At 45.6% G+C, this 25,858-nt stretch carries 22 protein-coding genes; 15 read left to right on the top strand and 7 right to left on the bottom strand.

Annotation, left to right across the window (positions count from 1 at the left end; translation table 11 throughout):
* Positions 1 to 85 precede the first annotated feature (85 nt).
* Together mrcB and K6Y21_RS05785 are read left to right on the top strand one after the other, a co-directional pair.
* Positions 86 to 2,437, top strand: a complete 2,352-nt coding sequence (gene mrcB / locus K6Y21_RS05790; RefSeq protein WP_233070830.1) for a penicillin-binding protein 1B — start codon at positions 86 to 88, stop codon at positions 2,435 to 2,437.
* Between the two features lie 56 nt (positions 2,438 to 2,493).
* Positions 2,494 to 3,228 (top strand): OmpA family protein, encoded by a 735-nt coding sequence (locus K6Y21_RS05785; protein WP_233070829.1) that lies wholly within the window; start codon positions 2,494 to 2,496, stop codon positions 3,226 to 3,228.
* A 1,018-nt stretch (positions 3,229 to 4,246) separates the two neighbouring features.
* Here the strand turns inward: K6Y21_RS05785 and K6Y21_RS05780 are convergent.
* On the bottom strand, positions 4,247 to 6,685 hold the full coding sequence (locus tag K6Y21_RS05780; RefSeq protein ID WP_233070828.1) for a beta-mannosidase: 2,439 nt from the start codon (positions 6,683 to 6,685) through the stop codon (positions 4,247 to 4,249).
* A 348-nt stretch (positions 6,686 to 7,033) separates the two neighbouring features.
* Positions 7,034 to 8,314, bottom strand: coding sequence for a glutamate-1-semialdehyde 2,1-aminomutase (gene hemL / locus K6Y21_RS05775; RefSeq protein WP_233070827.1), 1,281 nt, complete (start codon positions 8,312 to 8,314; stop codon positions 7,034 to 7,036).
* Between the two features lie 257 nt (positions 8,315 to 8,571).
* On the opposite strand from hemL, the gene K6Y21_RS05770 reads away from it, so the two are divergent.
* The 9 genes from K6Y21_RS05770 (at position 8,572) to K6Y21_RS05730 (ending at position 18,615) form a co-directional block, all read left to right on the top strand.
* A complete protein-coding gene (locus tag K6Y21_RS05770) occupies positions 8,572 to 9,492 on the top strand; it encodes a DUF6776 family protein (RefSeq protein WP_233070826.1) in 921 nt (306 codons plus the stop codon).
* A gap of 86 nt (positions 9,493 to 9,578) precedes the next feature.
* Positions 9,579 to 9,929 carry an iron-sulfur cluster insertion protein ErpA gene (erpA, locus tag K6Y21_RS05765; protein ID WP_233070825.1) on the top strand — a complete coding sequence of 117 codons (351 nt, stop codon included), beginning with the start codon at positions 9,579 to 9,581 and terminating at the stop codon, positions 9,927 to 9,929.
* A gap of 278 nt (positions 9,930 to 10,207) precedes the next feature.
* On the top strand, positions 10,208 to 11,362 hold the full coding sequence (locus K6Y21_RS05760; protein WP_233070824.1) for an efflux RND transporter periplasmic adaptor subunit: 1,155 nt from the start codon (positions 10,208 to 10,210) through the stop codon (positions 11,360 to 11,362).
* Positions 11,355 to 14,513, top strand: coding sequence for an efflux RND transporter permease subunit (locus K6Y21_RS05755; RefSeq protein WP_233070823.1), 3,159 nt, complete (start codon positions 11,355 to 11,357; stop codon positions 14,511 to 14,513). Before K6Y21_RS05760 ends, K6Y21_RS05755 begins: the two co-directional genes overlap by 8 nt.
* A 127-nt stretch (positions 14,514 to 14,640) precedes the next feature.
* Positions 14,641 to 15,261 carry a trimeric intracellular cation channel family protein gene (locus K6Y21_RS05750; RefSeq protein WP_233070822.1) on the top strand — a complete coding sequence of 207 codons (621 nt, stop codon included), beginning with the start codon at positions 14,641 to 14,643 and terminating at the stop codon, positions 15,259 to 15,261.
* Positions 15,262 to 15,264: 3 nt separating this feature from the next.
* Positions 15,265 to 15,753 carry a nuclear transport factor 2 family protein gene (locus K6Y21_RS05745; RefSeq protein ID WP_233070821.1) on the top strand — a complete coding sequence of 163 codons (489 nt, stop codon included), beginning with the start codon at positions 15,265 to 15,267 and terminating at the stop codon, positions 15,751 to 15,753.
* A gap of 109 nt (positions 15,754 to 15,862) precedes the next feature.
* Positions 15,863 to 17,221 carry a peptidoglycan DD-metalloendopeptidase family protein gene (locus K6Y21_RS05740; protein WP_233070820.1) on the top strand — a complete coding sequence of 453 codons (1,359 nt, stop codon included), beginning with the start codon at positions 15,863 to 15,865 and terminating at the stop codon, positions 17,219 to 17,221.
* A 264-nt stretch (positions 17,222 to 17,485) separates the two neighbouring features.
* Positions 17,486 to 18,079 carry a hypothetical protein gene (locus K6Y21_RS05735; RefSeq protein WP_233070819.1) on the top strand — a complete coding sequence of 198 codons (594 nt, stop codon included), beginning with the start codon at positions 17,486 to 17,488 and terminating at the stop codon, positions 18,077 to 18,079.
* A 182-nt stretch (positions 18,080 to 18,261) separates the two neighbouring features.
* A complete protein-coding gene (locus K6Y21_RS05730) occupies positions 18,262 to 18,615 on the top strand; it encodes a RidA family protein (protein ID WP_233070818.1) in 354 nt (117 codons plus the stop codon).
* Positions 18,616 to 18,803: 188 nt separating this feature from the next.
* On the opposite strand, the gene K6Y21_RS05725 is transcribed toward K6Y21_RS05730, so the two are convergent.
* The 3 genes from K6Y21_RS05725 to mtnN are packed head-to-tail and all read right to left on the bottom strand — an operon-like array spanning position 18,804 to position 20,918.
* Complete coding sequence (locus tag K6Y21_RS05725) at positions 18,804 to 19,190, bottom strand: rhodanese-like domain-containing protein (RefSeq protein WP_233070817.1); 387 nt, start codon at positions 19,188 to 19,190, stop codon at positions 18,804 to 18,806.
* A gap of 1 nt (position 19,191) precedes the next feature.
* Positions 19,192 to 20,172 carry a cobalamin biosynthesis protein CobD/CbiB gene (locus K6Y21_RS05720; protein WP_233070816.1) on the bottom strand — a complete coding sequence of 327 codons (981 nt, stop codon included), beginning with the start codon at positions 20,170 to 20,172 and terminating at the stop codon, positions 19,192 to 19,194.
* A 47-nt stretch (positions 20,173 to 20,219) separates the two neighbouring features.
* Complete coding sequence (mtnN, locus tag K6Y21_RS05715; protein ID WP_233070815.1) at positions 20,220 to 20,918, bottom strand: 5'-methylthioadenosine/S-adenosylhomocysteine nucleosidase; 699 nt, start codon at positions 20,916 to 20,918, stop codon at positions 20,220 to 20,222.
* Between the two features lie 236 nt (positions 20,919 to 21,154).
* On the opposite strand from mtnN, the gene tyrS reads away from it, so the two are divergent.
* On the top strand, positions 21,155 to 22,435 hold the full coding sequence (gene tyrS, locus K6Y21_RS05710; RefSeq protein ID WP_233070814.1) for a tyrosine--tRNA ligase: 1,281 nt from the start codon (positions 21,155 to 21,157) through the stop codon (positions 22,433 to 22,435).
* A gap of 66 nt (positions 22,436 to 22,501) precedes the next feature.
* Positions 22,502 to 22,771 (top strand): hypothetical protein, encoded by a 270-nt coding sequence (locus tag K6Y21_RS05705; protein WP_233070813.1) that lies wholly within the window; start codon positions 22,502 to 22,504, stop codon positions 22,769 to 22,771.
* Positions 22,772 to 22,792: 21 nt separating this feature from the next.
* Here K6Y21_RS05705 and K6Y21_RS05700 read toward each other — a convergent pair whose 3' ends face one another.
* On the bottom strand, positions 22,793 to 23,200 hold the full coding sequence (locus tag K6Y21_RS05700; protein WP_233070812.1) for a hypothetical protein: 408 nt from the start codon (positions 23,198 to 23,200) through the stop codon (positions 22,793 to 22,795).
* 282 nt (positions 23,201 to 23,482) lie between these two features.
* Here K6Y21_RS05700 and K6Y21_RS05695 point away from each other — a divergent pair, with 282 nt between their 5' ends.
* Positions 23,483 to 23,842 (top strand): hypothetical protein, encoded by a 360-nt coding sequence (locus K6Y21_RS05695; protein WP_233070811.1) that lies wholly within the window; start codon positions 23,483 to 23,485, stop codon positions 23,840 to 23,842.
* Positions 23,843 to 23,971: 129 nt separating this feature from the next.
* Positions 23,972 to 24,511, top strand: a complete 540-nt coding sequence (locus tag K6Y21_RS05690) for an HAD family hydrolase (RefSeq protein WP_233070810.1) — start codon at positions 23,972 to 23,974, stop codon at positions 24,509 to 24,511.
* A 165-nt stretch (positions 24,512 to 24,676) separates the two neighbouring features.
* Here the strand turns inward: K6Y21_RS05690 and K6Y21_RS05685 are convergent, their stop codons facing one another.
* A complete protein-coding gene (locus K6Y21_RS05685; RefSeq protein ID WP_233070809.1) occupies positions 24,677 to 25,126 on the bottom strand; it encodes a hypothetical protein in 450 nt (149 codons plus the stop codon).
* Between the last annotated feature and the right edge of the window lie 732 nt (positions 25,127 to 25,858).

Below are 25,858 nucleotides of genomic sequence, written 5' to 3'. Positions count from 1 at the left end.
TGCAAACGTTGTTTCTTTCATGCTGGCCTAATGCTATGTTGCCTTTTTTATTGGCCTTACTCGACATTAAGCAATTTTAGTAATTATGGCGACTAGCAAGAAGACTCCCTCACGTACCACTCGTGCAAAACCAAGGCGTAAACCCAGTAAAAAGGCGCGCCGTTTCACCGCAAAAAAAGCAGGTGCATGGCTGTTTGCCACTTCATTAAAACTGAGCTTAGCACTGGTTGCCGCGGTGCTGCTTTATGGTATCTACCTGGATAGCAAAATTCGTAGCAAATTGGATGGCCCCATCTGGCAGTTGCCGGCACAAGTGTTTGCTAGGCCCTTGACTTTATACCCAGGCATGCCGATTGAAAAAAGCGAGGTCATTAGTGAGCTGAGTATGCTCAATTATCGTTATGATCCTGCTCCAAGACGGGCTGGAGAGTATGCGCAATCGAAGACGCGTATTGAGGTAGTGAGAAGGGCGTTTGCTTTTTTCGATGGCGCAGAGCCTGAAAAGCGCATTTTGATTGAGTTTGGCGATAAGGTAGTCAGCAGCATTACCTTAGTTGAGACAGGACAAAAGCTGGGGTATGTCCGTCTCGAGCCTTTACTTATCGATCGTATTGGGACCACGAATGCGGAAGACCGTATGATGGTGACCCTCGACAAAATGCCCCAGTTATTAATTGATACTTTATTGCTGGTGGAAGATCGTGATTTTTATCAGCATAACGGGGTCTCACCGACTGCGATTGTCAGGGCGATGGTCACCAATTTAAAAGCCGGTCAAACCGTTCAAGGTGGCAGTACCTTGACACAACAGTTGGCGAAAAATATTTTTTTAAATCGCAATCGAACCTTGCTGCGTAAGGCTCAAGAGGCTTACATGGCCATCATCATTGACTTTCGCTATTCCAAAGAACAAGTTTTAGAGGCCTACCTTAATGAAGTTTACTTAGGTCAAAACGGCGCGGATGGTATTTATGGCTTTGGTTTAGCTAGCCACTTTTATTTCGGTCGCCCGGTGGCGGAGTTATCTGTCAGTCAAATCGCCCATCTTGTTGCTTTAGTTAAAGGGCCCTCCTTTTACGACCCTTGGCGCTCACCAGCGCGTTCATTAAAAAGGCGAAACCTTGTCTTGAATATGATGATGGAGCATGGATTAATTGAACGTCATACCTATGACGTCGCTTCCGCACTTGATACCGGTGTGATCAAAAGAGGGGCTTTAGGTAAACAAACGGCACCCGCCTTTTTAGCATTGGTGCGCCGTGAACTAGAAGAGAAAGTGGGCGGTTTGGATGTGATCCAAGCGGGTGTACGCGTGTTTACCTCGTTGGATCCGGTTGCTCAGCAAAGTGCTGAAACCGCTTTGGTTGAGGGGCTAGCTCGAATTGAAAAAGATCGTAAATTAAAAGGGTTAGAAGGCGCCATTGTGGTTTCCGATAAGCGTAAAGCCGAGCTAATCGCGGTCGTCGGTGGTCGCGATGTAAAATACGCTGGCTTTAATCGCGCTCTAGATGCGGTCAGGCCGATTGGCTCTTTAGTTAAACCTGCTGTTTATGTTGCCGCATTAGAGGGCGATTATCAGTTAGCCTCGCTACTAAAAGACAAGCCCATTAAACTCAAGAATAAATCAGGTAAGACTTGGACGCCGAAAAACTACGATAAAAAGTATCGTGGCAGTGTTCCTTTGCATACCTCCTTAAGCGACTCCCTAAATATTCCAACGGTGAACTTAGGCATTGATGTCGGCTTAGATAAGGTGGTCAGTACACTTAATGATATGGGAGTAGATAAACCCATTAAACCCTATCCATCATTGGTATTAGGCAGCCTTTCGATGTCGCCGATGGCGGTTAATCAAATTTATCAGACTTTAGTCAGTCAAGGTTTATACCAACCTTTGGCGACGGTTCGAGCCGTTACCGATGCAAAAGGCCAAGTGATATACAAAAAAGCCGAACGCGCGACAAGGGTGCTTGATCAAGCTGCCAGTTATTTGACCTTATATAACTTAGAGGAAGTCACTAAAACAGGGACCGCGAAAAGCCTCTCGTGGCGGTTACCCAATGTTGCACTCGGCGGGAAAACCGGTACCACAGACGAGTTACGTGATAGTTGGTTTGTGGGCTGGGATCAGCGCGATTTGGTTTCCGTTTGGGTGGGAAGAGACGATAATCAGCCTGCGGGTTTGACCGGCTCTGGTGGTGCAGTGCCTGTTTTTGCTCAATATATGAAACGGCGTCAGGCGAAAAGTCACCAGCTGACCATGCCTGATGGGGTGGTGATGGGAAGGTTTATTCCTAGTACGGGCGCATTAGTTGATAAAACCTGTTCTGAGGTTATATACTTACCCGTTAAAAAATCCCAATTAGGTTCACAAAAAAGCTGTACTAAAAATAATAACAAGCAGAATAAAAGCTGGCTTAGTAGAATTTTTGGTTAATCTATTTATAATTTGATGTTGGCTACTGGACATAATAAAAAAATAAAGGATATACAATGAACAAAAATTTAATTTTGGCGACCGCTGTGAGTTCAGCCTTGCTAGTCTCAGGTTGTTCTTCGACAGAAGGTGTAGCTCAGAATGATGGCTTCCCACCTGTCGTTTGTGCTGTTATTGGTGGTGGTGCTGGTTATGGTATTGCTTATGCGCTAGACGTGTCTGGCGCGGGTGGTGTCGCAACAGCAGTGATGACTGCAGCGCTAGCTGCGGGTATCTGTCATGACGGTGACGATGATAACGATGGTGTTGCAAATAGCAAAGATCAGTGCCCAGATACGCCTGCGGGTGACGTGGTTGATGAGTTTGGTTGTACCATCAAAGAAGAAGTGGAAGTGGTTGAAGAAGTTGCTTTCTTCGTGCCTTCACAGTGTAAAAACTACGTTCAAGCCGTTGATGGTCGTGTAGTTGGATTTACGCCATTGAAATTTGCCTTTGATAACTACGAGCTGAGTCGCGGCATGAAACACCACATGAGTTGTGTTGCTGACGCAATCAACCTAAATGGTCTTACTGTAGAGCTGCAAGGTAACACTGACAGTTCAGGTACTGAGCGTTACAACATGTGGCTAGGTGGCAAGCGCGCAGAGTCTGCATACAACTACATGACATCAATTGGTGTTGATTCAGCCGCACTGTCAACCATTAGCCTAGGTAAGAGCAACCCAGCTTCAAGCAACAGCACGCCAGAAGGCATGGCCGACAACCGTCGCGTTGACTTCGTAATGAAGTAATAAATGAACTCCATTTTGCAAAAAAGCGCTGTTTAACAGCGCTTTTTTTTTGCTAAATCCTAGGGCCTGTTGACCTTTGGAGATTGTTTTTTCAGTGATTTGTTGGGTATTTATACAAAACAATCGTTGTGGGCAGCATCTTTGTGGCATAGCTATCAATGCGAAGAGGTGCTAACGCAGTAGAAATGACCAACAAACGCTGTCCTTTGGATTCGGCTAAAGCCCTTCGGGCGTAAGCATTCTGCGCGTCGTTGAGCGGTATTTACTTAGAATGCTAAGCTGCACACCGCTCGCCTTGCTCAAAACGCTCTTAGACAGGGTGTCTCCCACTCGAACAAAAACTAACCACGAAAGGTCAACAGGCCCTAGCTACTCTTTCTTGCTATCACCTTGCCACGGCTTTTTTATGCTTTGGCTTTACCTCCTCCTTTCGTAATACCCTTATGGATAAAGACTTAAGCTAAAGCTTCTTTTGCCTATGTTTGTCGCCGTTTTATTATCTGGATGGGGCAGTCAGCCTGATCGATGGGGCGGGGGAAATATTGCTCAAGTTTCTAAGGAGATAAGATGACATGCATTATGCGGGGCTAAATTGAGGAGGGATAATAAATAAGTACTGAATGATAGCGCTATCTATGTGGTTTGCTATGTCCTTTTAAAACAATATTTTAGAGTATGTTTTTTACGGTTTTAACGTGGGTTTTTAACGTTTTTTAAGAAAAACACAAGCCAGTTAACGAAATTTACGCAAACAAGATTAGGGTTTTTAGGCGATTGTTTGCTATTTTCTCGTTTGCAGTCTTTTGAAGCGTTATTTATTTAACTATTGTGTATTGAGTGGATGTAAAGTGACTGCACCTCACTTTACTAAAAACCCCACAGCAAGGAACGCAGTGGTAGCCCTATCAAGGGAGTGAAAACGTGGATATTTTACAAAGAGCCATTTCCTTTCCTTTGTAATGGTTTTTTGAGTAGGGAGCACCGAATGCTCCCTTTTTTTTCGCCTCTTACTTTATCCCTAATAGCTTGATTTTAAATGTTGTAGCTTAATTTTCTTATTAAGTTCGTCAATGCTAATGGGTTGACTAGGCTGGTAGCGAATAACACGCGGCTGGTTGGGTAGTAGAGTGAAGCTATTATCACTAAAGCGACCCAAGTCATCACAACTCAGGGTGACATAAAAGGCGGGGGCATCACTGCTGAGAGTGATAGAGAACCCATCCTCTGCTTGAATCATTTCATAATCTAACTTGGCAGCAGCTAGCTCACAACTTTTCCATGCTTGGGGGTTGTAGTCATTTTCCACATAAGTTTGACCGTCTTCACTGGTAAGCTCAATGTGCCAGAAGGTAGGGCTATCATGGCTTATCTTTAAGCGATGGATAGTGATGCTTTGATCGGCTGGGCTGATGGCTGTGATTGGCGTGGTAGAGACGATGTCGCCATTAAAAGCATATTGGGTTAACTGTCCAGCAAAGGTGATATCTGTATCATGATCACTGATGAGCTTGACGTCGATGCCATCTTCAGCAGGAACAAAGGTGACCAAGGAAGGCGCAAAAAAACGCTTGGCATGGTAATGCAACTGTTTCCATTGGCCGTTGTATTCAATACTTGACCACGAAGCAACCGGCCAAACATCATTTAGCTGCCAATATAAAATACCCATACAAATAGGTTTGGTTGAACGCCAGTATTCGGTGGCTGTCTTGATGGCGATGGCCTGCTGTACTTGGCTTAAGTACAAGAAGTTTTCGAACCCCACAGGAAATCGAAACAATCGAGTAAACATTTCAACGATTTTTGAATTACCACCGTTATTGCGCTGATGCCACTCCATGACAGGAGATGTGATGTTCCAGTCTTGCTCATCAGCATAGGCTTTTACGCTATTAAATGAGGGAAAGGATTGATAACCAAATTCAGAGCAAAAGCGCGGGTTGACCTCGCGATAAGCACTAAATGATTTTCCGCTATGCCATACATCCCAAAAATGCATGTCACCTTTGTTATCATCATGCCAGGCATCACCAAAGTCTAATTCGCCATTACAAGGAGAACTGGGCCAGAAGCGCCGGCTTGGATCTAATTGCGACACATTGAAATCTAAAGCTCGATTAAGTCGATCATAATTCACCGTATACTTTCGTTTGTTTTCACGAGATTCGGGATACCAGCCAATAGAGCCGATCACTTCATTATCACCACACCAAAGGGCAATACAGGCATGATGTTGTAAGCGTTTTAGTTGGTGTGCGAGCTCGCCTTCTACGTCGCTGATAAATTCGGGGGTAGATGGGTACTGGGCACAGGCAAACATCAGGTCTTGCCATATCAAGATGCCTTTTTCGTCACACATTTGATAAAACCCATCGGATTCGTAAACCCCGCCTCCCCAGACTCGGATCATATTCATGTTAGCGGCGACGGCGTCAGACAGCAGTTGTTCAACTTTTTCATTGGTTGCACGGCTTGGCATTGCATCTGCAGGGATCCAGTTTGCACCTTTACAAACGATATCGCGGCCATTAACGCGAAACATCATACTTGCACCGACTTCATCTTCCTCGGTGATCAAGGTTAAATGACGCAGACCTATGTGTTGTTCAATACTTTGCTGCTGCACTTTGACGCTCAATGGGTAGAGGGGTTGCTCTCCATACCCTGCTGGCCACCACAGTTGGGGCTGTTCGACTAAAAAGCTAAACTGGACATGGTTTACGCCTGGCGCGATGTTAACCGTTCGCTCTGTGACTAACTCACCCAGCTGTGCTTTGACGTTTTGTTTTTTATTCAAATAGGAAAACAACTCTAGGGTAACGGACACTTCGCAGTTATTGCCTTTAAATTCCTGTTTATGCTCTAGGTAACGTAAGCTGACATCTTGGATCAGCTTAATTTGCGGAGCTTGATATAACCCAGCCACTAACAAGCAAAGGCCCCAGTCCCAACCTGCATGGCATTGGGCTTTACGAATGGTGTTCATGTGGGGGACTTGGTTATTCCCTACCGCCCAAGGCACAGGGAAGGGCAATTTAGCAGCTCGCTCTGCTGCGATAGGGGCAATAGGCTCAAAGGTGATCGATATTTCATTTTTGCCCTGTTTGACCGCGGACTTAATGTCGACGATATGGCGTTTAAATTGATTGCTCGCCCGATAAACCTGTTGCTGGTTAATGCTAATGCTAGCCATGGTGTCGAGTTGTTCTAGCCAGAGCTCGATTGCTTCAACATTCAGCTGATTGGCATCAAGGTTAAAATGGTGACTAACTGTCCATTGTGTCTGGCCAACCCACTGTACCTTAGCTTCATTCATTCCTACATAGGGGTCTGGGATATGTTGTGCGGCAAGTAATGCGCTATGTATGTCTCCTGGAATGGGCATGTCACAGCTAATATTATGTTCAGCGTCACTACGAAGTTGCCAATTGCCTGAAAGGTCGAGAGTTTGATTCATTACGTTACCCTGCTAGTGCACGTTAATTGAGTGGTTCGATCATACCGACATAGTATGCGTGGCTGTGGTTTAGTCGGAGCATAAGTTTCTATTGTTAATTATAAAACTAGCACGACTAAGTAAAACCAAGCACAAACAAGTCATCTGGCCGGGACCAATGTGTGGCTGTCAGAGAAGATTATCAATGAATATCTGCACAGGGAGCTATAGGGGTTTTCATAGATATGGAGCATCGCATCGTAGCGAGAAAGGCGCTGCGTAAATCGATGATATCCGGTCGATGAGAGGCGATTGGCCTAATGACGGGATAGCGCGCAATGGTGAGCTCACCATTGCGCAAATTTGTCGTTACAGCGCTTTAAAACATAACGCAGCGGCGGCGATCGTTTTATCTAGGTCTTCTTTGCTGTGTGCTAAAGAAAGGAAACCGGCTTCGAATGCAGAAGGCGCCAAGTAAACGCCTTGCTCTAACATTAAATGGTAGAAGCGTTTAAAACGTTCGATATCACATTGTGTGACTTGCTGATAACGCGTGATGTTGGGCTCATCCGTGAAGAAGAAACCGAACATGCCGCCAACATAATTAATCGCAAGAGCAATGCCAGCCTCATCGGCGGCCTGTTTTAACCCCTTCGCGAGGTATTCGGTTTTTTCGGCTAATGTTTGATAAACGCCCGGCTCACAAAGGGCATTCAGGGCCGCTAATCCGGCACTCATCGCAACCGGGTTACCCGATAGGGTACCGGCTTGATAAACAGGCCCGGTAGGAGCGATATACTCCATGACTTCCTTTTTACCGCCAAACGCACCAACAGGCATACCACCTCCGATCACCTTGCCTAGGGTCGTGAGATCGGGAACAACATCATAATGTGCTTGGGCTCCACCAAGTGCGACGCGAAACCCTGTCATGACTTCGTCAATGATCAATAGGGCACCTGTGTTATCACATATGGTGCGCAGACCTGATAAAAAGTCAGCATGAGGGGGAATGCAGTTCATGTTGCCTGCAACAGGCTCAACAATGATACAAGCAATGTCGTCACCGTATTGATCAAATAAGGCTTCAACTGAGGCCAGATCATTAAAGTCAGCGGTTAAGGTATGTTGGGCAAAATCCGCGGGAATACCGGGTGAGCTAGGTTGACCTAAAGTGAGCGCGCCAGAGCCAGCTTTAACGAGTAGTGAGTCAGCATGGCCGTGATAGCACCCTTCAAACTTAACGATTTTATCTCGGTTAGTGTACCCACGGGCTAAGCGAATGGCGCTCATGGTGGCTTCAGTACCTGAGCTGACCATGCGCACTTGCTCCATTGAAGGGACCAATTCACGGACTTTTTTTGCCATCTCTACTTCAATCGCGGTTGGGGCGCCAAAGCTGAGTCCTTTTTCTACCGCCGCTAATACTGCAGATTTGATTCGAGGATCATTATGGCCCAGCACCATAGGCCCCCAAGAGCCGACGTAATCTATGTACGCTTTATTGTCGACATCGTATATGTAAGCACCATCGGCTCGTTCAATGAACAAGGGTGAACCGCCAACGCCATTAAATGCGCGAACAGGAGAGTTAACCCCGCCAGGTATGACATGTTTAGCTTGCTCGAAGAGTTGTGAAGATTGGCTCATGGTTGTCCTATTCTTTGAAAAAAATTTTTACGCAATATAGCAAAATCCCGCGTTAAGTGCAGCGTTCACACCTTTGATTAACCTTTTTTGGTTGTCAAACAAAAGGTGGGGGGCTGTGCCGCGCAGATATTTTTTTTACAGCGCACATTTTGCAGTTTTGATAATATGCGGCTAAATGGGTGAAAAAATAAACGAATACATTAAACCCAGAGCACCAAAAGCACACTCTCACTCTCCATATACAAGAGGTTAAAAGGTTGAAAAAGTTAATCCGGATCACTTGGTGGGCCATATTGATTGGCGCAGGGCTCAGTGTTGGTTATCTAACCGGGCAGAAGGGCTACCAAGACACGGCTGCCATGATCGTGCCACTACAAAATAACATTCAGCAGCTTAGAGAGAAAAATGGCGAGCTTGAACAAGCATTAGCCCTAAAAAATACCGAACTTGAGACCCAACAAGCGACGTTAGTCTCTATCAACCAAACCTTAACCTTGGCACAGAATGAAGCCTTTGAATTACGAAAAGAGTTAGCGTTTTTTCAAAAAATTCTGGCTCCTGAGCTAATGGTTGGCGGGGTTGCCATCGATTCTTTGACCTTCAGCGAGGTTGAAGTGGGTCTTATTCGATACCGTTTAGTGTTGGTACAACTGGCCAAGGAGCGTGAGCACATTAAAGGCACCGCTACCTTTACCATCACCGGGCAAGATCCGCAGCAGCAAACGGTGACGGCTGACCTTGCGACGTTGGCGTTAAATAATCAACCTGACATGGTTTTGGATTTTACTTATTTCCAAATTTTGGAAGGTGACATTCGCTTGCCTGATGGCATGCAAGCTGCGGATGTTAAGCTATCGATTGATTTGGCGGGCGCTAATCAGCAAGCACAATCTTGGTCTGCTGAATATCCTTGGTCACAGGTCTATGTGGCTGCGCCCACGCCAGAGCCATCACCAGAGCCATCACCAGAGCCGACTCCAGAGTCATCACCAGAGCCGACACTAGAAAGCGCCTCTGCTCTTAATGAGCTAACAAGCCAACCCAGTGAAGCGCTCAAAACCACCTCTGTTGATGAGTCTGAACCTGAGCAGGTGGCCGATGAAGCGCTGGATGCGCCCACTGATGCCACTGAGCAGGATCAAGAAGCTGACAAAGACCCAGAGATGGGTGGCACATAGGGTAAACGTCTTGTTAATGATGAATACTTGAACTGTTTACTCAGGTATTAGATAATCAGCTCAGATATAGCGTTTAGAGGTGACAGATGTCGACAGGTGTAGAAACAGCATTACCGATCAACTTTAGTGATGCCGCGGCAAATAAAGTGAAAGCGTTAATCGCTGAAGAAGAAAACCCCAACCTAAATTTGCGTGTTTACGTGACAGGGGGGGGCTGCTCTGGTTTCTCATATGGTTTTACTTTTGACGAAAAAGTAAACGAAGGGGATACGGTAGTCAATAATGACGGCGTTGCTATGGTCGTTGACTCGATGAGTTTACAATACTTAGTGGGCGGTACCGTCGATTATACTGAAGGACTCGAAGGCTCAAGGTTTTTAGTTAACAACCCAAACGCGACCTCGACCTGTGGTTGCGGCTCTAGCTTCAGCATATAACGTCCTACTATTTATATAGTGTTTTAGCCACCTATGATTGCGATCTTGCAGCTAGGGTGGCTTTTAACTATTAGCGTAATCATACTTCCATTATTTTGTATATTATTTAATCAATATCAATCACTTAATAAAAGTGATCGCCTACCAGTTGCGGGCCGTATTTGTTACTAAACCGCACTTTCAGTCAGAAACTTAACCCAATATCCATTAGGATGAAAAAAATCAAACTGCATTTTTTATCATCTAAATATCATTTTGCGGTTCGATAATGTAATCTAATGGAATCAATATTAGCTGTTGATGACGAAACGTCATTTATTCAAGGAGAAATCATGCCTGGCCCAGCTGCTGTGTCGAATTGGCTCGCAACGCGACCTTATATCATTGCCATTTTTCTTACCGTGCTATTACTTTTATGGATGCTCTCTGGGCAAGCTCAAGAGCAAACCGATTTACATGAAACTAAGCAAGCTGAGACCGAGCAAGTGTTACCTAAGGTGCGGGTGGCACAGTTTGTAGCGCAGTCGGTGGTTAAAGATTTAACCTTATACGGCCGCAGTGAACCAAGCCGCCAAGCAACCTTGAGTGCTGAGGTGAGCGGAAAAGTGGTTGAAGTTTATGCCAAGCGTGGTGCGTTAGTGAACAAGGGCGATCCCATTGTGCGATTGGAAATGAATGATCGTAAAGAGCAGTTAGCCCGAGCGAAGGCATTACTAAGACAAAGAGAAATTGAATACAACGGGGCTAAAAAGTTAAGCACTCAAGGCTTTCAGGGTAAAGCAAGGTTAGCTGAGGCTGAAGCGGCATTAGTTGACGCACGGGTATCCGTTGCAAGCTTATCTTTACAAATCGAAAAAACCCTCATCAAAGCTCCTTTTTCAGGCATTCTTAACCAAAGAATGGTCGAGCAGGGCGACTTTTTAGGCATTGGCGATCCCATTGCGCAAGTGGCTGATATCGATCCGATTATTGTGGTGGGTGATGTGACCGAAAAAGACATTAACCAAATCAAGCTGGGGCAAACCGCCCATGCAAGATTGATCAACTACGATAATGTGGCTGGAACCATAAAATATATCTCCTCAGTATCCAATGCGGCCACCAATACCTTTCGGATTGAAGTGGCGATCGATAACCCCGACTTAACCTATTTAGCCGGACTCAGTGCTGAGCTGAGTATTCCCTTACAAGAGACCATGGCGATAAAAGTGACGCCGGCGGTGTTGGCCTTAGATGATGATGGCGAGCTCGGGATCAAAACCGTTTCTGATGAGCATGTGGTCTTTACCCCCATTAAGGTCGTGAAAGCTGAAGATGATGGGGTTTGGTTGGCAGGATTTACGGGCACTGTTGATGTCATTACTGTAGGTCAAGGGTTTGTTAACCCTGGCGACAAAGTGATTGCTGTCAGCGCGGAGGCAAATAATGGTTAGTATGATAGATGCCGCATTGGGACGTGCGCGCACCGTCGTCATGATGTTACTGCTGCTACTCATCGCCGGCTCAGTCACCTATAGCAATATCCCTAAAGAATCGAATCCAGATATCCAAATTCCGTTTCTTTATGTTTCGGTACATCACGAAGGCATTTCACCCGAAGATGCTGAGCGTTTGTTATTGCGACCACTTGAGCAAGAACTCAAGGGAATAGAGGGCATTAAAGAAATGACCTCGGTGGCTTTGGCAAGTCATGGCTCTGTGACCATGGAATTTAACGTGGGTATCGATGTAAAAGATGCCTTGGCCGATGTGCGAGAAAAAGTCAGCTTAGCTAAGGCTAAGCTTCCTGATGGCACAGATGAGCCCACCATACATGAAATCACCTTTGCCAGTATGAACCCGGCGTTGACCGTACTGATTTCTGGATCTGCACCAGAGCGTGCTTTGGTGGCGATTAGCCGTGAGTTGCAAGATGAAATTGAGGGCATGCGTGAGGTCTTAGAGGTTAAGTTACAAGGCGATCGTGAAGACATGATGGAAATCTTGGTCGATCCCCTGTTACTTGAAAGCTATAACCTAGATACGGCCGATATTTACCAACTTATCTCGCGAAACAACCAGATAGTGGCCGCCGGTAACATGGATACAGGTCAAGGCCGTTTTCCCATCAAGGTGCCATCCGTATTCAGTAATCTACAAGACATCATGAGTCTACCCATTAAGGTAGACGGTGATACGGTTGTTTATTTTGCTGATGTCGCCACCATAAGAAGAACCTTTAAGGATCCTGAGTCATTTGCTCGCGTCAATGGCAAGCCTACTCTGGCGTTAGAGGTGGTGAAGCGACCGGGTGAAAACATGATCTCCACGGTTGAGAAAGTGCGTGCGCTGGTGGCTGAGGAAAGTAAGGCTTGGCCAACGAATGTCAAGGTTGATTTCGCTGGCGATCAGTCAAAAGAAGTCAAAAACATGCTAGGTGAATTGCAAGCTAATGTTAGCTCGGCCATCATCTTAGTGGTGATAGTGATTGTCGCCATTCTTGGCGTTCGCAGTGCAGCCTTAGTCGGGATCTCGATTCCGGGCTCATTTTTAACCGGCATTTTGATCTTAGCTATCTTTGGTATGACCATTAATATAGTGGTGATGTTCTCCTTGATCATGGCGGTAGGAATGCTCGTTGATGGGGCGATAGTGGTGACCGAGTATGCCGATCGTGAAATGTCAGAAGGGATCCCCAAAAAACAAGCCTATCGCCTTGCTGCTAAGCGCATGGCGTGGCCAATCACAGCGTCAACGGCGACCACCCTTGCGGCTTTTGCGCCACTCATGTTTTGGCCTGGGATCATGGGCGAATTTATGCAATATCTGCCCCTAACCCTTATTTGCACCTTGTTGGCATCCCTGTTGATGGCTTTAGTCTTTGTGCCAGCATTAGGGGGAATATTTGGTAAGGCAAGGCCCGTTTCTGAAAAAAACAAACAAGCATTGCTACAGGCTGAAACAGGTAACATATTGACTTTACCGGGTTTTACCGGAAAGTATGTGCGCTTTTTAAACCGTGCTATCAAGTATCCTTTTCTTGCTCTCCTTTCCGCGTTAGTGGTATCGGTGTTGGTGATCTTCTTGTATGGCAGTTCTAATCTTGGCGTTACCTTTTTCCCTGATATGGAGCCCGCAGGCTTTAATATAAAAGTTCGCTCTTATGGCGACCTGTCAATTTATGAAAAAGACGCCTTAATGGCCGAGGTTGAAAACAAGATTCTGGGCATGGATGACATTGACACCTTGGTGGTGAAAACGGGTAGCTCAGGTAACAATGAAGACGATCTTATCGGCACCATCCGGGTGAACTTATTTGATTGGCAAGTCCGACGTCCAGCCGATGAGGTCATCGAGGACATTTATCAACGTACACAAGCGTTAGCGGGTATCACCATTGTGATCAAAAAGGACGAAGGGGGACCCCCTTCAGAAAAGGATGTGGCGATAGAGCTTAATTCGCGTTTTTCCGAGTTACTAGAGCCTGCGGCTAAGATGATGCGTGAGAAAATGGTGAACTCAGGCTACTTTGTTAACATCGAAGACAACGGCGACAAACCTGGTATTGAATGGCAACTCAATGTTGATCGTGCTGATGCTGCTCGCTACGGTGCTGATGCTGCTTTAGTCGGTAGCACAGTGCAATTTATCACTTCAGGGGTGAAGCTAGGTGAATACCGCCCTGATGATGTTGACGATGAGTTAGATATTCGGGTGCGCTTTCCTGAAGATAAACGCAGCTTGGCGCGACTGGATGAATTACGTATCAAAACCAGCCATGGTCAAGTGCCCATTACTAACTTTGTTGAGTTGTCTGCGGCCCATAAGCAAGCCACTATTCACAAGGTTGATGGACGTAAATCCATTACCATCAGTGCTGATTTAGCGCCTGGTTATCAGCTGCATGAAATATTGGCTGGCATTGATGCGGAATTGGCGGCCATGGATATCGACCCTAGGCTAAGCATTAAAATTCGTGGCCAGAATGAGGACGAAGCAGAGTCGTCGGCCTTTTTAAGTCAGGCATTTCTGGTGGCCTTGTTTGTGATGGCGATCATCTTGGTCACCCAATTTAACTCCTTCTATCAAGCTGGGTTAATTTTAAGTGCTGTATTGTTCTCTACCGTGGGGGTGTTCTTTGCCTTATATTTAACGCAAAAGCCCTTTGGTATAGTCATGTCAGGCATTGGTGTGATTGCGCTAGCGGGGATTGTCGTCAATAACAATATTGTATTGATCGACACCTTTAACTACTTACGTAGCAAAGGGATGACGGCTGTCGAGGCTATTTTGCGCACAGGTGCCCAGCGCCTTCGTCCCGTCTTAATGACCACAGTGACCACCGTACTAGGCCTCATGCCTATGGTCTTAGAAACCAATGTTGATATTGTTAATCGCCTTGTTGAGTTTGGCGCACCTAGCACCCAGATGTGGTCGCAGTTGGCGACAGCCATTGCGGGTGGCTTGGCATTTGCGACTGTGCTGACATTGGTCCTTACTCCCTGTTTATTGAAACTTGGAATCAATGTGACCGATTTTTTCAAACGCCGTAAAGCGGGTAAAGCCGCCAACGTTGATGTTGACGGAAGTTTAGAAGGAGCCTAAATTAAGCTCAGTTCATAAACGGTGCTAAGGACACAAACCTTAGCACCGTTTTTTTTAACATAAAGATAATATTTTAAGTTTGGTTAGGGTAAAATCGCGCCAAATTTGACTGATTGCCATCCAACTCATGCTTGCTCAATTTGTTTTTTTCTCTGATTTACTTGGTTGTATTGTTTTCGCCATTTCTGGGGTGCTGGTGGCCGGCAGGCTAAAAATGGATCCCATCGGCGTGGTGGTGTTAGCTTCAGTGACAGCCATCGGTGGGGGGACCATTCGAGACATGGCAATTGGGGCCGTGCCTGTTTTTTGGATCAACGAAACCATTTATTTATATGTGATTTTTGCCACCGCCTTGATCAGTATGTTAACGGCGCGCAAGGCCCATCGTCTGCCGAGCTTTTTATTGCCCGTTCTTGACGCCTTCGGTTTAGCCTTGTTTACTGTGATAGGGGCTGAAAAGGCCTTATCTTATGAGTTGCCCGCTGTAGTGGCCGTCGTCATGGGGGTGATCACGGGCGTTGCCGGCGGCATGATCCGCGATGTTTTAGCAGGACAAATCCCGTTTGTGTTGCAAAAAGAAATATATGCAACGGCCTCTATATTGGGTGGCGTTTTATACACCAGCAGTTTGTACCTTGGCATTGATGATGGTTGGGCATTAGGAATCGCCATGACAGGGACACTAAGCTTGCGTTTAGCTGCCCTTCGTTGGCATTTATCATTGCCTGTTTTTAACTTAAGAAGGTGATCCATGTTTGCCGGTTCGTTACGTTTTTTTAGCGCCATCGCCCTTATCTGCTGGGCAGTGACGCTGTCAGCGCAACCATTACCGGCCCTGTCTCGTGAGGCTTTAGCACAGCACTATATGCAACTGTTAATGGCGGGGAATTATACTGAGTTAGGCAATTACCTCAGTGAAAAGTCAACCTTGACCGACAGTACTGCGGGCAAAAGTTACAAGGGGAAACGTCAGATACTGGCATTTTTGCATCGGGCCAACCAAGGTATGGTACAAGCAAGGTTTGAGCAAAGCCAATTTTTTGTGGCGAAAAAAGTGGCTGTCTTTATCGGTACCTACCATTATCGCGGAGAAGGATCCCTTTATGGCTTTCCCGAGCAAACCATCGAGTTTAGCTTGCCTATGGTTACCATCCTCACCATTAATGTTAAAGATCAGCTGGTCACTTCTCATCAAGATCTCTTCGATTACGCGCAATTAAAGCCCAGAACCCTGGATTAAGTTTTAAAATTGAGAGCTCAAACGTGACCCCAAGCTGAGCGGGCATGGCTAAACTGAGCCGCAATAGATAGAATCCATCAGTCTAAAGTTTGGGTTCAGTGTGGTTTAGATGTCTTCCAGTTTTCGTATTAACAATATATATAGCCTTATCTTAGTGTGTTTTGTCATTGGCTTTAGCGTCTTATCCAGTCGGTATTTGCAAGCTGCTAGCAGTGAAACCGTGACACTGGCCGCGAGTACGACAACATCATCAATAAACGAACAAGCCATAGAGGCAATACTTGAGCCCGGCCAACAAAAGTATCAGGTAGGCAAAAAATACCCGCTACCTTTGTCATTGACGCAGCCTGAAGTCTCATCCTTGAGCGCTTCAAGCCAAACTCAGCAGTGGTCCAATAAAGAAATCACCGTCGCGCCAGGCGACAGCTTAGCGCTGATTTTTGAGCGTGCGGGCATTAGTGCTAAAACCTTATTTCGCATAGATAATTTAGGGGGAGATGCTCATAAGCTAAGGCGGATCCACCCGGGCGATACCTTGCACTTTACCTTGACCGAAAACGGTAAGTTGCAGCAATTGCGTTATCCCTACAATAGTACCGAGACGCTCGTGGTCACTAAGGGAGCAACCGGGTTTAATGTTGAAGTAGACACTCTTGAACTCGAAACCCGCACCGCATTTACCCGCGCCGATATTGTCTCTAACTTTTGGAATGCAGGGATGAACAGTGGTTTAGAGCCCAGTGTGATCATGGAACTCGCTAATATATTTGGTTGGGATGTGGATTTTGCCTTAGATATACGCCAAGGCGATAGCTTTGCTGTGCTTTATGAAACCTTATATTCACAGGGAGAGTTTGTGAAAACAGGTAACATTTTAGCGGCAGAATTCATCAATCAAGGAGAAAAGTTTCAGGCGGTGAGAAGTGAAGATGGCAGCTTTTACACGCCAGAGGGCAAGGCCATGCGTAAGGCTTTTTTACGTGCGCCAGTTAACTTTAAATATATCAGTTCCAACTTCAACCCCAAACGTCGTCATCCCGTAACAGGTAAGGTTCGAGCGCACCGCGGAATTGATTATGCAGCACGAACTGGCACCCCTGTGGTGTCAGCCGGTGATGGTAAGGTTATCACTTCAGGTTACAACAAGTTTAATGGTAATTATGTTGTGATCAAACATAGCTCTAGCTACATCACTAAATACTTACACTTAAATAAACGCTTAGTTAAGCAAAACCAGCGTGTTAAACAAGGTGATAAAATTGGCACGGTAGGCGCAACGGGACGCGTGACAGGACCTCACCTACATTACGAATTTCTTGTTAACGGTGTGCACACCAATCCGAAAACCGTGAAGCTGCCTCAAGCCGAGTCCTTAACGGGTGAAGCGAAGGCGAGTTTCATCACTTTTTCATCGCCTTTAATGGCGGCGCTGAATGCGCAAAATCGTTTGACACTTGCCTTTAAATAACTGATTAAGAGGCGGTTTTTACTCTTGGTGACGTTTGCTTAAGTGAATGAAAAAAAACGTATTCTTCCTTTGAAATAATACTCGATTGTTTAAAATTTGCTCGCTATAATCCGCCGCCGGCGACGTGCCGGCGTTGATTGGAGCAAACCTATCTTGGGTAAATGGATACTCATACTTCGTCGGCCTCTTCACTTATTGTGGTGGGTATTATTTCTAAATGCCTGTGCTGCGCCGTTATTGTTATTATCACCTCAAGGACAGTTAATGTGGGCACTGCTAAAACCATTAGTGGGCCTAGACCCTAAAGAAGTCAATTTACTGAAGCAGCCTATTGTTGAAAGTCGCATGGTGCCTTTACTGGGTGAGCACTATGCTACGGCAGTGGCTTTACTCGATACCGCCAATGAAATCCAACAACAAGGCCCCTTGTATTACCTCGTGTCCAATTATACGCCGGTGCCTGAATTAGCGGAAAAAGCGGGTTTGGTTTGGAATGCCGAAACCAATCAAATGGCGGTGATGTTGATCAGTGTTGGCTCACCAACGGTTTTTGCTGAAAAAGTGTTAAACCAGCAAATGGAACAAGTTATCCCCACTTGGCCAAAAGAACTAATCAAGTACACGGATCCTGCGTATTTAGAGCGGCAAGTGCTCGCCCAAGCCCTTAAGGAAGCACAAGCACAATTACTCAAGCAAGCATCGGCTCAGGTAAATGCTGGCGGTAAGTTGATGACTGAGCAAGTGTTGCCCATTGAGTTCGATGAACTGTCGCAGCAAGCGCTGGAGGAAGAACTGCAACAAAGCCTTGAGCATGAGCTTGAACAAGGGCTCGAGAAAGCGTTTCACAAAGAGCTTTAGCGAGAGTGACTCTGCGCTTTAAGGTGAGAGACTAAAGGTTATATCATCAGGGACCTAGCCATCATCCGTAACAGAGGGCGAGTAAAGCAAAAAACATGTTAAACTCGCCTTTTCGCTTTCATATTGAATCTCATCATCTGTGAAAGTGAATCGGCTTTGATGATTATTTAGCTAGGAAATTTATGGATATTCAACGTATTAACCCAACTACACGCTGGTCTGATGTGACTGTTTTTAACGGTATTGCACATTTTGTTGAGGTGCCAGAAGGTGATTTATCAAACGGGATCGCAGATCAAGTTAAACAGGTATTTAGTCAAGCGGAATCCATGCTAGCCAGTGTGGGCAGTGATAAAACGCGCATCTTATCGGTGACCATCTACATCACGGACTTTGCTAACCTAGCTGAGCTCAACGAGGTATGGGATGCGTGGTTTGATGAGGGCACGGCACCCGCACGCGCCTGCGTTAAGGTTGAATTAGCCGACCCGGATTATTTGGTTGAAATGGCTTTTGTGGCCGCGGCAGGACAATAATCAAGAAAGGGCGCGCCATGGGTGCGCCACCCTGCTTCCACTACGTTGTTACGCTAATTTAGAAGGCGCCTACATTTGCATTAGTGTGCCTAGTATTGAAAATACGGTGGCGCTCTGAAACATGCATCTTCAAGTTGATTGGGTATATTAATGTTAGGGCTGTAGTGATCCTGATATTCATGTTGGCGCTAGGGCTTTGCCAAAGGTAGCTTGTTAGCTTGCCAACCCAGTATATCCCCCTCTAAGTGAAACACTTGTTTAACCCCCTGATCTAATAACGTTTGCTCGGCAATGGCGGCACGGCGTCCTGAGCGGCAATAAACTACGATGTCGGTTGATTTATCGAGTTGAGCCAGTTGCTGCTCTATCATGTCATACGGGATATTAATGGCGCCTTGAATATGGCCTTGGGCGAATTCACTTGGGCTGCGTACGTCAACAATTTGCATTGCCTTGCCGGTTTGCTGCCAACTGAGAAAGTCTTGTTGGCTCACCAAGGGCACCGGGTTATTTGCGAAAACAAGGGCTGAAAATAGGGTCAAAATTAAGGTTAGAACAAGTTTAATGCGATCCATGTTAGCTCCCATACTGCATGTTAGGCTGCTGCATTAGCCACAGTACTAAGTTGATTAATATGTAAACGACTAACCACAACCAAGCCGCTTGATGTAAGCGTGAATAAACCGGCTTCAAATGGCCTTGGTTAATGTTATCGCCCGTGCCTAACAGGGCAAAACGCATCTTGATGGTGTCATAAATTCTCGGTCCGCCCAGTTGCACTTTTAAACTGCTTGCCAGTGCACTTAATACCATTCCAGAGCTCAAGGCTGGCCAACTCGCGCCTTGGCGTAAACAGTTTTTAAGGGCGTAAAGGGTATTGCCATAGCAGCTTAAGGTCGCCGCCAATAATAAACAGGGCACAAACGCGATCAATTGATACGTTTGCTGAGCGGCGATGCCAAAGTGACGATAACGTGCTTTCTTTCTATTCCAGTAAAAACTACAAAGCTGGAGCAAACGGCAAAGTAGGGCACCGTAAATACCGCCAATAGCAAACCAGAAAAACACCACAAACCAGCGATGAGTTATTTGCAGGGTTAAGCATTCTGCTGCGGCTTTTTGTAATCCAAGTAAGGATAAACTATCGACATCACGCAGGGTTATCTGGCTTAAGCCATCGCGGGCACTTGGCTTATCGGTAACCAGCAGCGCTTGGCGACACGCTTGATAAGTACTGCTGTAAGCACGCCATTCAAATAAAAACAGCAGTAACAGAAAATCAAACGCATCTTCAAAAAACAGCACTTGTTTAAGGGCGATCACTAAAGCAAGGCTGGGCACCAGCACCACAACTAACCCTAGAACCCCGGCAAGTTGCTGCTGAGAAATACTATTTTGTGGATTGGCGACCCGATTGCCGATTAATTGCAATAACAAGCCAAAGGTCGTAGAGGGATGATATTGCAGTGGTAGGGGGAAATAAAATGATACCAAAGCCGCTAACACTAACATTAGTTGGTTTGGCATCATTTGATAAAGCTCGAGCAAACTAGGCATCGACGCTCACATCGCCGGGAGTATGGGCTTGAGCCTTGATGATGGGATCAGCCAAGGCGTTTAACCATCTCGGCTATCATCAGGCTTGAATGTTTCGCCGCCACGACGAGGTATTCGTCAAAAGACTGGCTCGACTCCTTGCCGGCAATATCCGAAAGAGAACGAATAATCACAAAGGGCACCTTAAATTGATGACACACTTGTGCAATGGCGGCTGCTTCCATCTCAACCGCTGCCATGGTCGGGAAGTTATTGCGCGCGTATTCCACTTTAGCGGGATCGGCCATAAAAGTATCGCCGGTACAAATCAGGCCTTCGATCACTTTCACCGTTTGATCAACGGCGGCAACCGAACCTTTCGCTACTTGCACTAGGTTAGCATCGGGCAAAAAGGCCGCAGGCAGTTGTGGCACTTGGCCCATTTCATAACCAAACGCAGTCACATCCACGTCGTGATAACGCACTTCTGAAGAAATCACCACGTCACCGACTTTTAAGCTTAGATCGTAACCACCGGCTGAGCCTGTGTTGATCACAGCATCAGGTTGATATAACTCAAGTAGTAAGGTTGTAGCAACGCCCGCAGCTACTTTACCTATACCGGATTTAGTTAAGATGACTTCAACGCCATTTAATTGACCGTGGTAAAACTCACAACCTGCAATAACCTTGGTTTCAGCTTGCTCTAATTGCGCGCGAAGTAGCTCAACTTCTTGCTCCATTGCACCGATAATGCCAATTTTCATGTTAATGATTTCACTATGTAAAAAAGAATTAATGGGATATTAGCACAATCGAATTTGATAGCCATATTGGAAGCTGGGCTAAATCGACTCGGATTGACAGCCTTTAACGTCAACTAAGCTTGAAAAAAGCGGTCAAAATCCACAAACAAACTAGGTTGAGCCTGTTTTTTGCCATGGCAAGTGTGTAAAATCGAGCCCCATTTTAGATTTATATTAATAACGAAACAGGTTTCGCGATGACAGCAACAAATGAACTATTGAAAGACTTACAAGCCCGCGGGCTGATTGCACAGTGTACCGCTGATGAAGAATTAGCAGAGCACCTTTCAACAGGTTGTCGCACCCTGTATTGTGGCTTCGATCCCACTGCCGACAGCCTGCACATTGGTAGCCTAGTGCCACTTTTGGTTTTAAAGCGCTTTCAACAATATGGCCATAAGCCCCTTGCGCTGGTGGGCGGAGCGACCGGCTTAATTGGCGACCCTAGCTTTAAAGCGGCTGAACGCCAGCTAAACACCACAGATGTGGTTGAAGGCTGGGTAGAAAAAATCAAGGCGCAAGTGAGTGCTTTTGTTGATTTCAACGACGCAGAAAACGGCGCCGAAGTGGTTAATAACTTAGATTGGATTGGCCAAATTGACGCGATTTCATTCTTACGTGATGTGGGTAAATACTTCAGCGTTAACGCCATGATCCAAAAAGAATCGGTGAAACAACGTATCGAGCGTGAAGGCTCTGGTATTTCTTACACCGAATTTAGTTACATGCTGTTACAGTCGTACGACTTTGCGGCGCTAAACCGTGACAAAAACTGTACCCTACAAATTGGTGGCTCTGACCAATGGGGTAACATCACAGGCGGTACCGAGCTAACTCGTCGCATGAACAAAAACCAAGTGTTTGGTTTAACACTGCCATTAGTGACGAAAGCAGACGGCACCAAGTTTGGTAAAACCGAGTCGGGCACCATTTGGTTAGATGAAAACAAAACCTCATCTTACGCCTTCTACCAGTTCTGGCTAGGCACAGCCGATGCCGACGTGTACAAGTTCCTTCGTTACTTCACCTTCTTATCGGTAGAAGAAATCGCCGCGATTGAAGAAAAAGACAAAACCATTCAAGGCCGTCCTGAAGGTCAGCAAGTGTTAGCCCGTGAAGTAACACGTTTAGTACGCGGCGAAGAAGGCCTAGCGTCGGCTGAGCGCATTACTAATGCCTTGTTCTCAGGCGATTTAACTTCCCTAAGCGAATCGGATTTAGCGCAACTAGCCCTAGATGGTTTGCCAAGCACCCAAGTGGAAGGCGATGAGAAAAGTTTAGTTGAACTGCTAACGGCTTCTGAGTTAGCCAAATCAAACAAGATGGCGCGTGAGTTTATCGGTAACGGCGCGGTAGCGGTTAATGGTGAAAAAGTCGCTGAGACCGAAGCGGTTATTAATAAGGCCGATGCCCTGTACGGTAAATTTACCCTGATCAAGCGCGGTAAAAAGCTATTTAATCTATATGTTTGGCAATAAGCCCTGGATAGAGTGACATAACAAAAAGGGAAGCGCTGCTTCCCTTTTTCGTTTGCGCGATAGAAGATGACTAAACCCAGTTGTGAACAAGTGATGCTAACCATGATGGCAAAGGTCGAAGCCGAGTTTCCGTTTCAAGCGCCCGAGTCGAGTATATGCAGTGATCATTGTGAGGTTTGCACCAAGAAGTTATTAGACTTGGTGGAAATGGAAATCATCAGTTGGAGGATAAGCATGGCGCAGGGGCAAAAGCCCAATTTCGCCGATCTTGAGCGTTTTATTAAACTTTGCCGCAACGTACGTCGCGGCCTAGTTCGCAATGGCTTACTGCAATAAAAGTAAGGTATTTCAGTATGTTTATTGCTGAAACTCAATCACTTCTTGTTTATTGGCGGGATCGAGTAGGGGATCTTGCTTGATTTGTTTAATGCGTCGAATATCGGCAATACGAAAAACCAAATCACCACTGTCTTGGCTATCTTGATATTCATGCACCCGATCATCATCACCCCAATAACGCACTTTTTTTAAAATGATAAAGCCATCTTCAATTTGATTATCACTGATGGCGTCAAATAAGGGTTTCGCGACATTACCATAGTAGTAATAGCTTTCTAAACCATCGTTTTCTTCGGGAACATTAAATTGGGCAAACACCCATACGCGTTCTGTGCTGGTATTTTTAGCCGCTGTACCGACCTCATCGGCGACACGACAGCCACTTAAGAATACAAACGTGGCCATCATCAAGGTAAGTAATTTCATAAAGAGTCCATGTTGAGCAAAACCGCTATTATTCACTGAGGACACTTGGCTGTCGATGATGTATTTGTTATTTTTTGTTGCTGTTCGTGTTTTCGCTCTTCATCTCACCGAATTAACAAGGTGTAGGTAGCAGTGTTTAGTTGTGCCATGGCAACCCACGGCTAAGTGAAGTCAATGACAGCCCCCTGTGTTGTGTATAAGTGCAAGCAAGTTACTGGCCGCTGCCATAGGCCTTTATAATTCAAGCCACGGCTGACAGGGTTGATTTTTGGTGTTAAGGTTATGAATATTATTGTTTTTATTATCGTGTTTGTCTTGTGTGTCGCCTTTGTTTTTCCTTTGTTGAATGGGCTTTTCGAACAAAGATGCTCAAGTCTTGATGCCGTTATCGAGATAGAGGGGGACGAAATAACCATTCGCCAGTTTTTTATCGAGCGCTTGTTTAGAGCGCGAGGGAAGGTGATAAAAGCCTCGTCTATCGTTCGCGTACAGCTTTCAACGGATCTGATGAACGGTACGCGTTTATCACTCTTTAATAGCTCCAATGGCGCTGTGGACTTTTATGTGCCTATTCACTTAGTCAACGCTGTTAAAGGAAGGCTCGCGAGTGCCTGCCCCCATGCAACATTCGGTGAGGTTTAAGTAAATGCTGCGTGAACTAGGGTCTCTAAACTGACCTACTATGGAACGAATATCCTTGAGCCATGTTGGATGGTCAGCAGAGTTTGATTGAGTTTGTTGGTTAAAAGAGCTGTTATACCTTTGTCGAGCATGAAGCAGAAATTACTAATATTAGATCTAGACGAAACGTTAATCTACGCTACTGAAAATAAGCTGAATATGGGGCATAGTTTTATAGCAGGACAATATTTCGTATATAAGAGGCCATACTTAAAAGAGTTTTTGGAGTACTGTCTTGATGAATTTTTAGTTGCTGTTTGGACTTCATCTAATGAACTATATGCTGCGAAGATCGTTAACCAGATTTTTGGTGAGGATCATGACTTAGAATTTGTTTGGTCAAGAGAACGTTGTGTAAGAAAATTTGATCCGGAAATCTATGATTGGTTTTATGTAAAAGACCTTAAAAAGGTAAAGAAAAAAGGATATTCCTTAGAATCGATGATCATGGTAGATGATACTCCTAAGAAGCTCATTAGAAACTATGGTAATTTAGTTAGAGTTTGTGAGTTTGTGGGAGATCAACGAGATGAAGAGCTACTTGACTTAATCATATATCTTGAAGAATTAAAGAGAGTTGAAAATGTTAGACAAGTAGAAAAACGAAATTGGAAGAGCAGAAAGGTATAACAAACTGTTCCAGCGGGACTGCTAATGTTTGGCTCGGTTTCGCTTTGCTACACATTTTAGCCAAACATTATCAGCCTTAATAGGGCGTTTTATGCTCCTTTCACCTTGCCGCGGCCAAGCTCCAGTCTTTAGCTGGAACACAAGGTGCGTAAGTGAGCTGTTAAGTTAAGACCAAGGTTTATTACTGCTGCAACGCCCGTAGTATTGTTTCGCAAACAGTGAACCTTGCAGGCTGACTCGGTGGCTGGAGTGCACTGCATTTAAATGGCGATCGATTGAGGTAACAAACACTTCGCCCGTGCTGCTTTCATCAATAAAGACTGCGCCATTGCCTTTGTAGATAAGTTTGACCTCCTTAATGGCACCTGAGCTCTCAATTAAAAAGCCAGCGGGGCCTTGTGGGTCGATTTCAAATTTAAGGTCTAATGCTTCTTGGTTTATTCCGTATTGGTCACTAGAGCGAGTGAATTGACAATCAATAATTGGATTAGAGCCAACGGGGTTGGCTTGGCTCGGTATCAAACTAGACAAGGCAATAAGAGCTAAGGCTGTGGCCATACCTTTGGTTGTCGTCATGCCTTTGCTAATGTAAGAGGTCGGTTGATTGGACTGCATCGGTTAACTCACGCTGGTTAGTGATTGCCATACTATCGTCGCAACGACTTATAAAATCAAGTCGTTGCGACTGTCACATCCGTTAAACGCCAAGTTAAGTCATAATGCCATTAGCGGATCTACGGCTTTACGGCCTTAATCAGTGGTCAACATCATAAAATCTGCCAAATAAATCAAGTCGTTGCGATTTCATCAAGCGTTATACTACACGCTGAGGTAAGTCATATTGCCGTTAGTGGGTCAACGGCTTTACGGCCTTCCTCGGTGGTCGACATCATTAAATCTGCCGACTAAACCAAGTCGTTGCAATTGCCTCAAGCATTAATCTACACGCCGAGGTAAGTCATGATGCCGTTAGTGGGTCAACGGCTTTACGGCCTTCCTCGGTGGTCGACATCATTAAATCTGCCGACTAAACCAAGTCGTTGCAATTGCCTCAAGCATTATTCTACACGCCGAGGTAAGTCATGATGCCGTTAGTGGATCAACGGCTTTACGGCCTTAGTCAGTGGTCGACATGATTAAATCTGACCACTAAACCTGACGACTAAATCAAGCCGTTGCGCTTGCCTTAACCGTTATACTAAACGCCAAGGTAAGTCATAATGCCGTTAGTGGGTCAACGGCTTTACGGCCTTCCTCGGTGGTCGACATCATTAAATCTGCCGACTAAACCAAGTCGTTGCAATTGCCTCAAGCATTATTCTACACGCCGAGGTAAGTCATGATGCC

Source organism: Motilimonas eburnea (assembly GCF_021295345.1).
Classification (GTDB): domain Bacteria; phylum Pseudomonadota; class Gammaproteobacteria; order Enterobacterales; family CBDFNC01; genus Motilimonas; species Motilimonas eburnea.
Note: the sequence above shows the minus strand (reverse complement) of the source record. Positions and strands in the feature narration are given on the sequence as shown.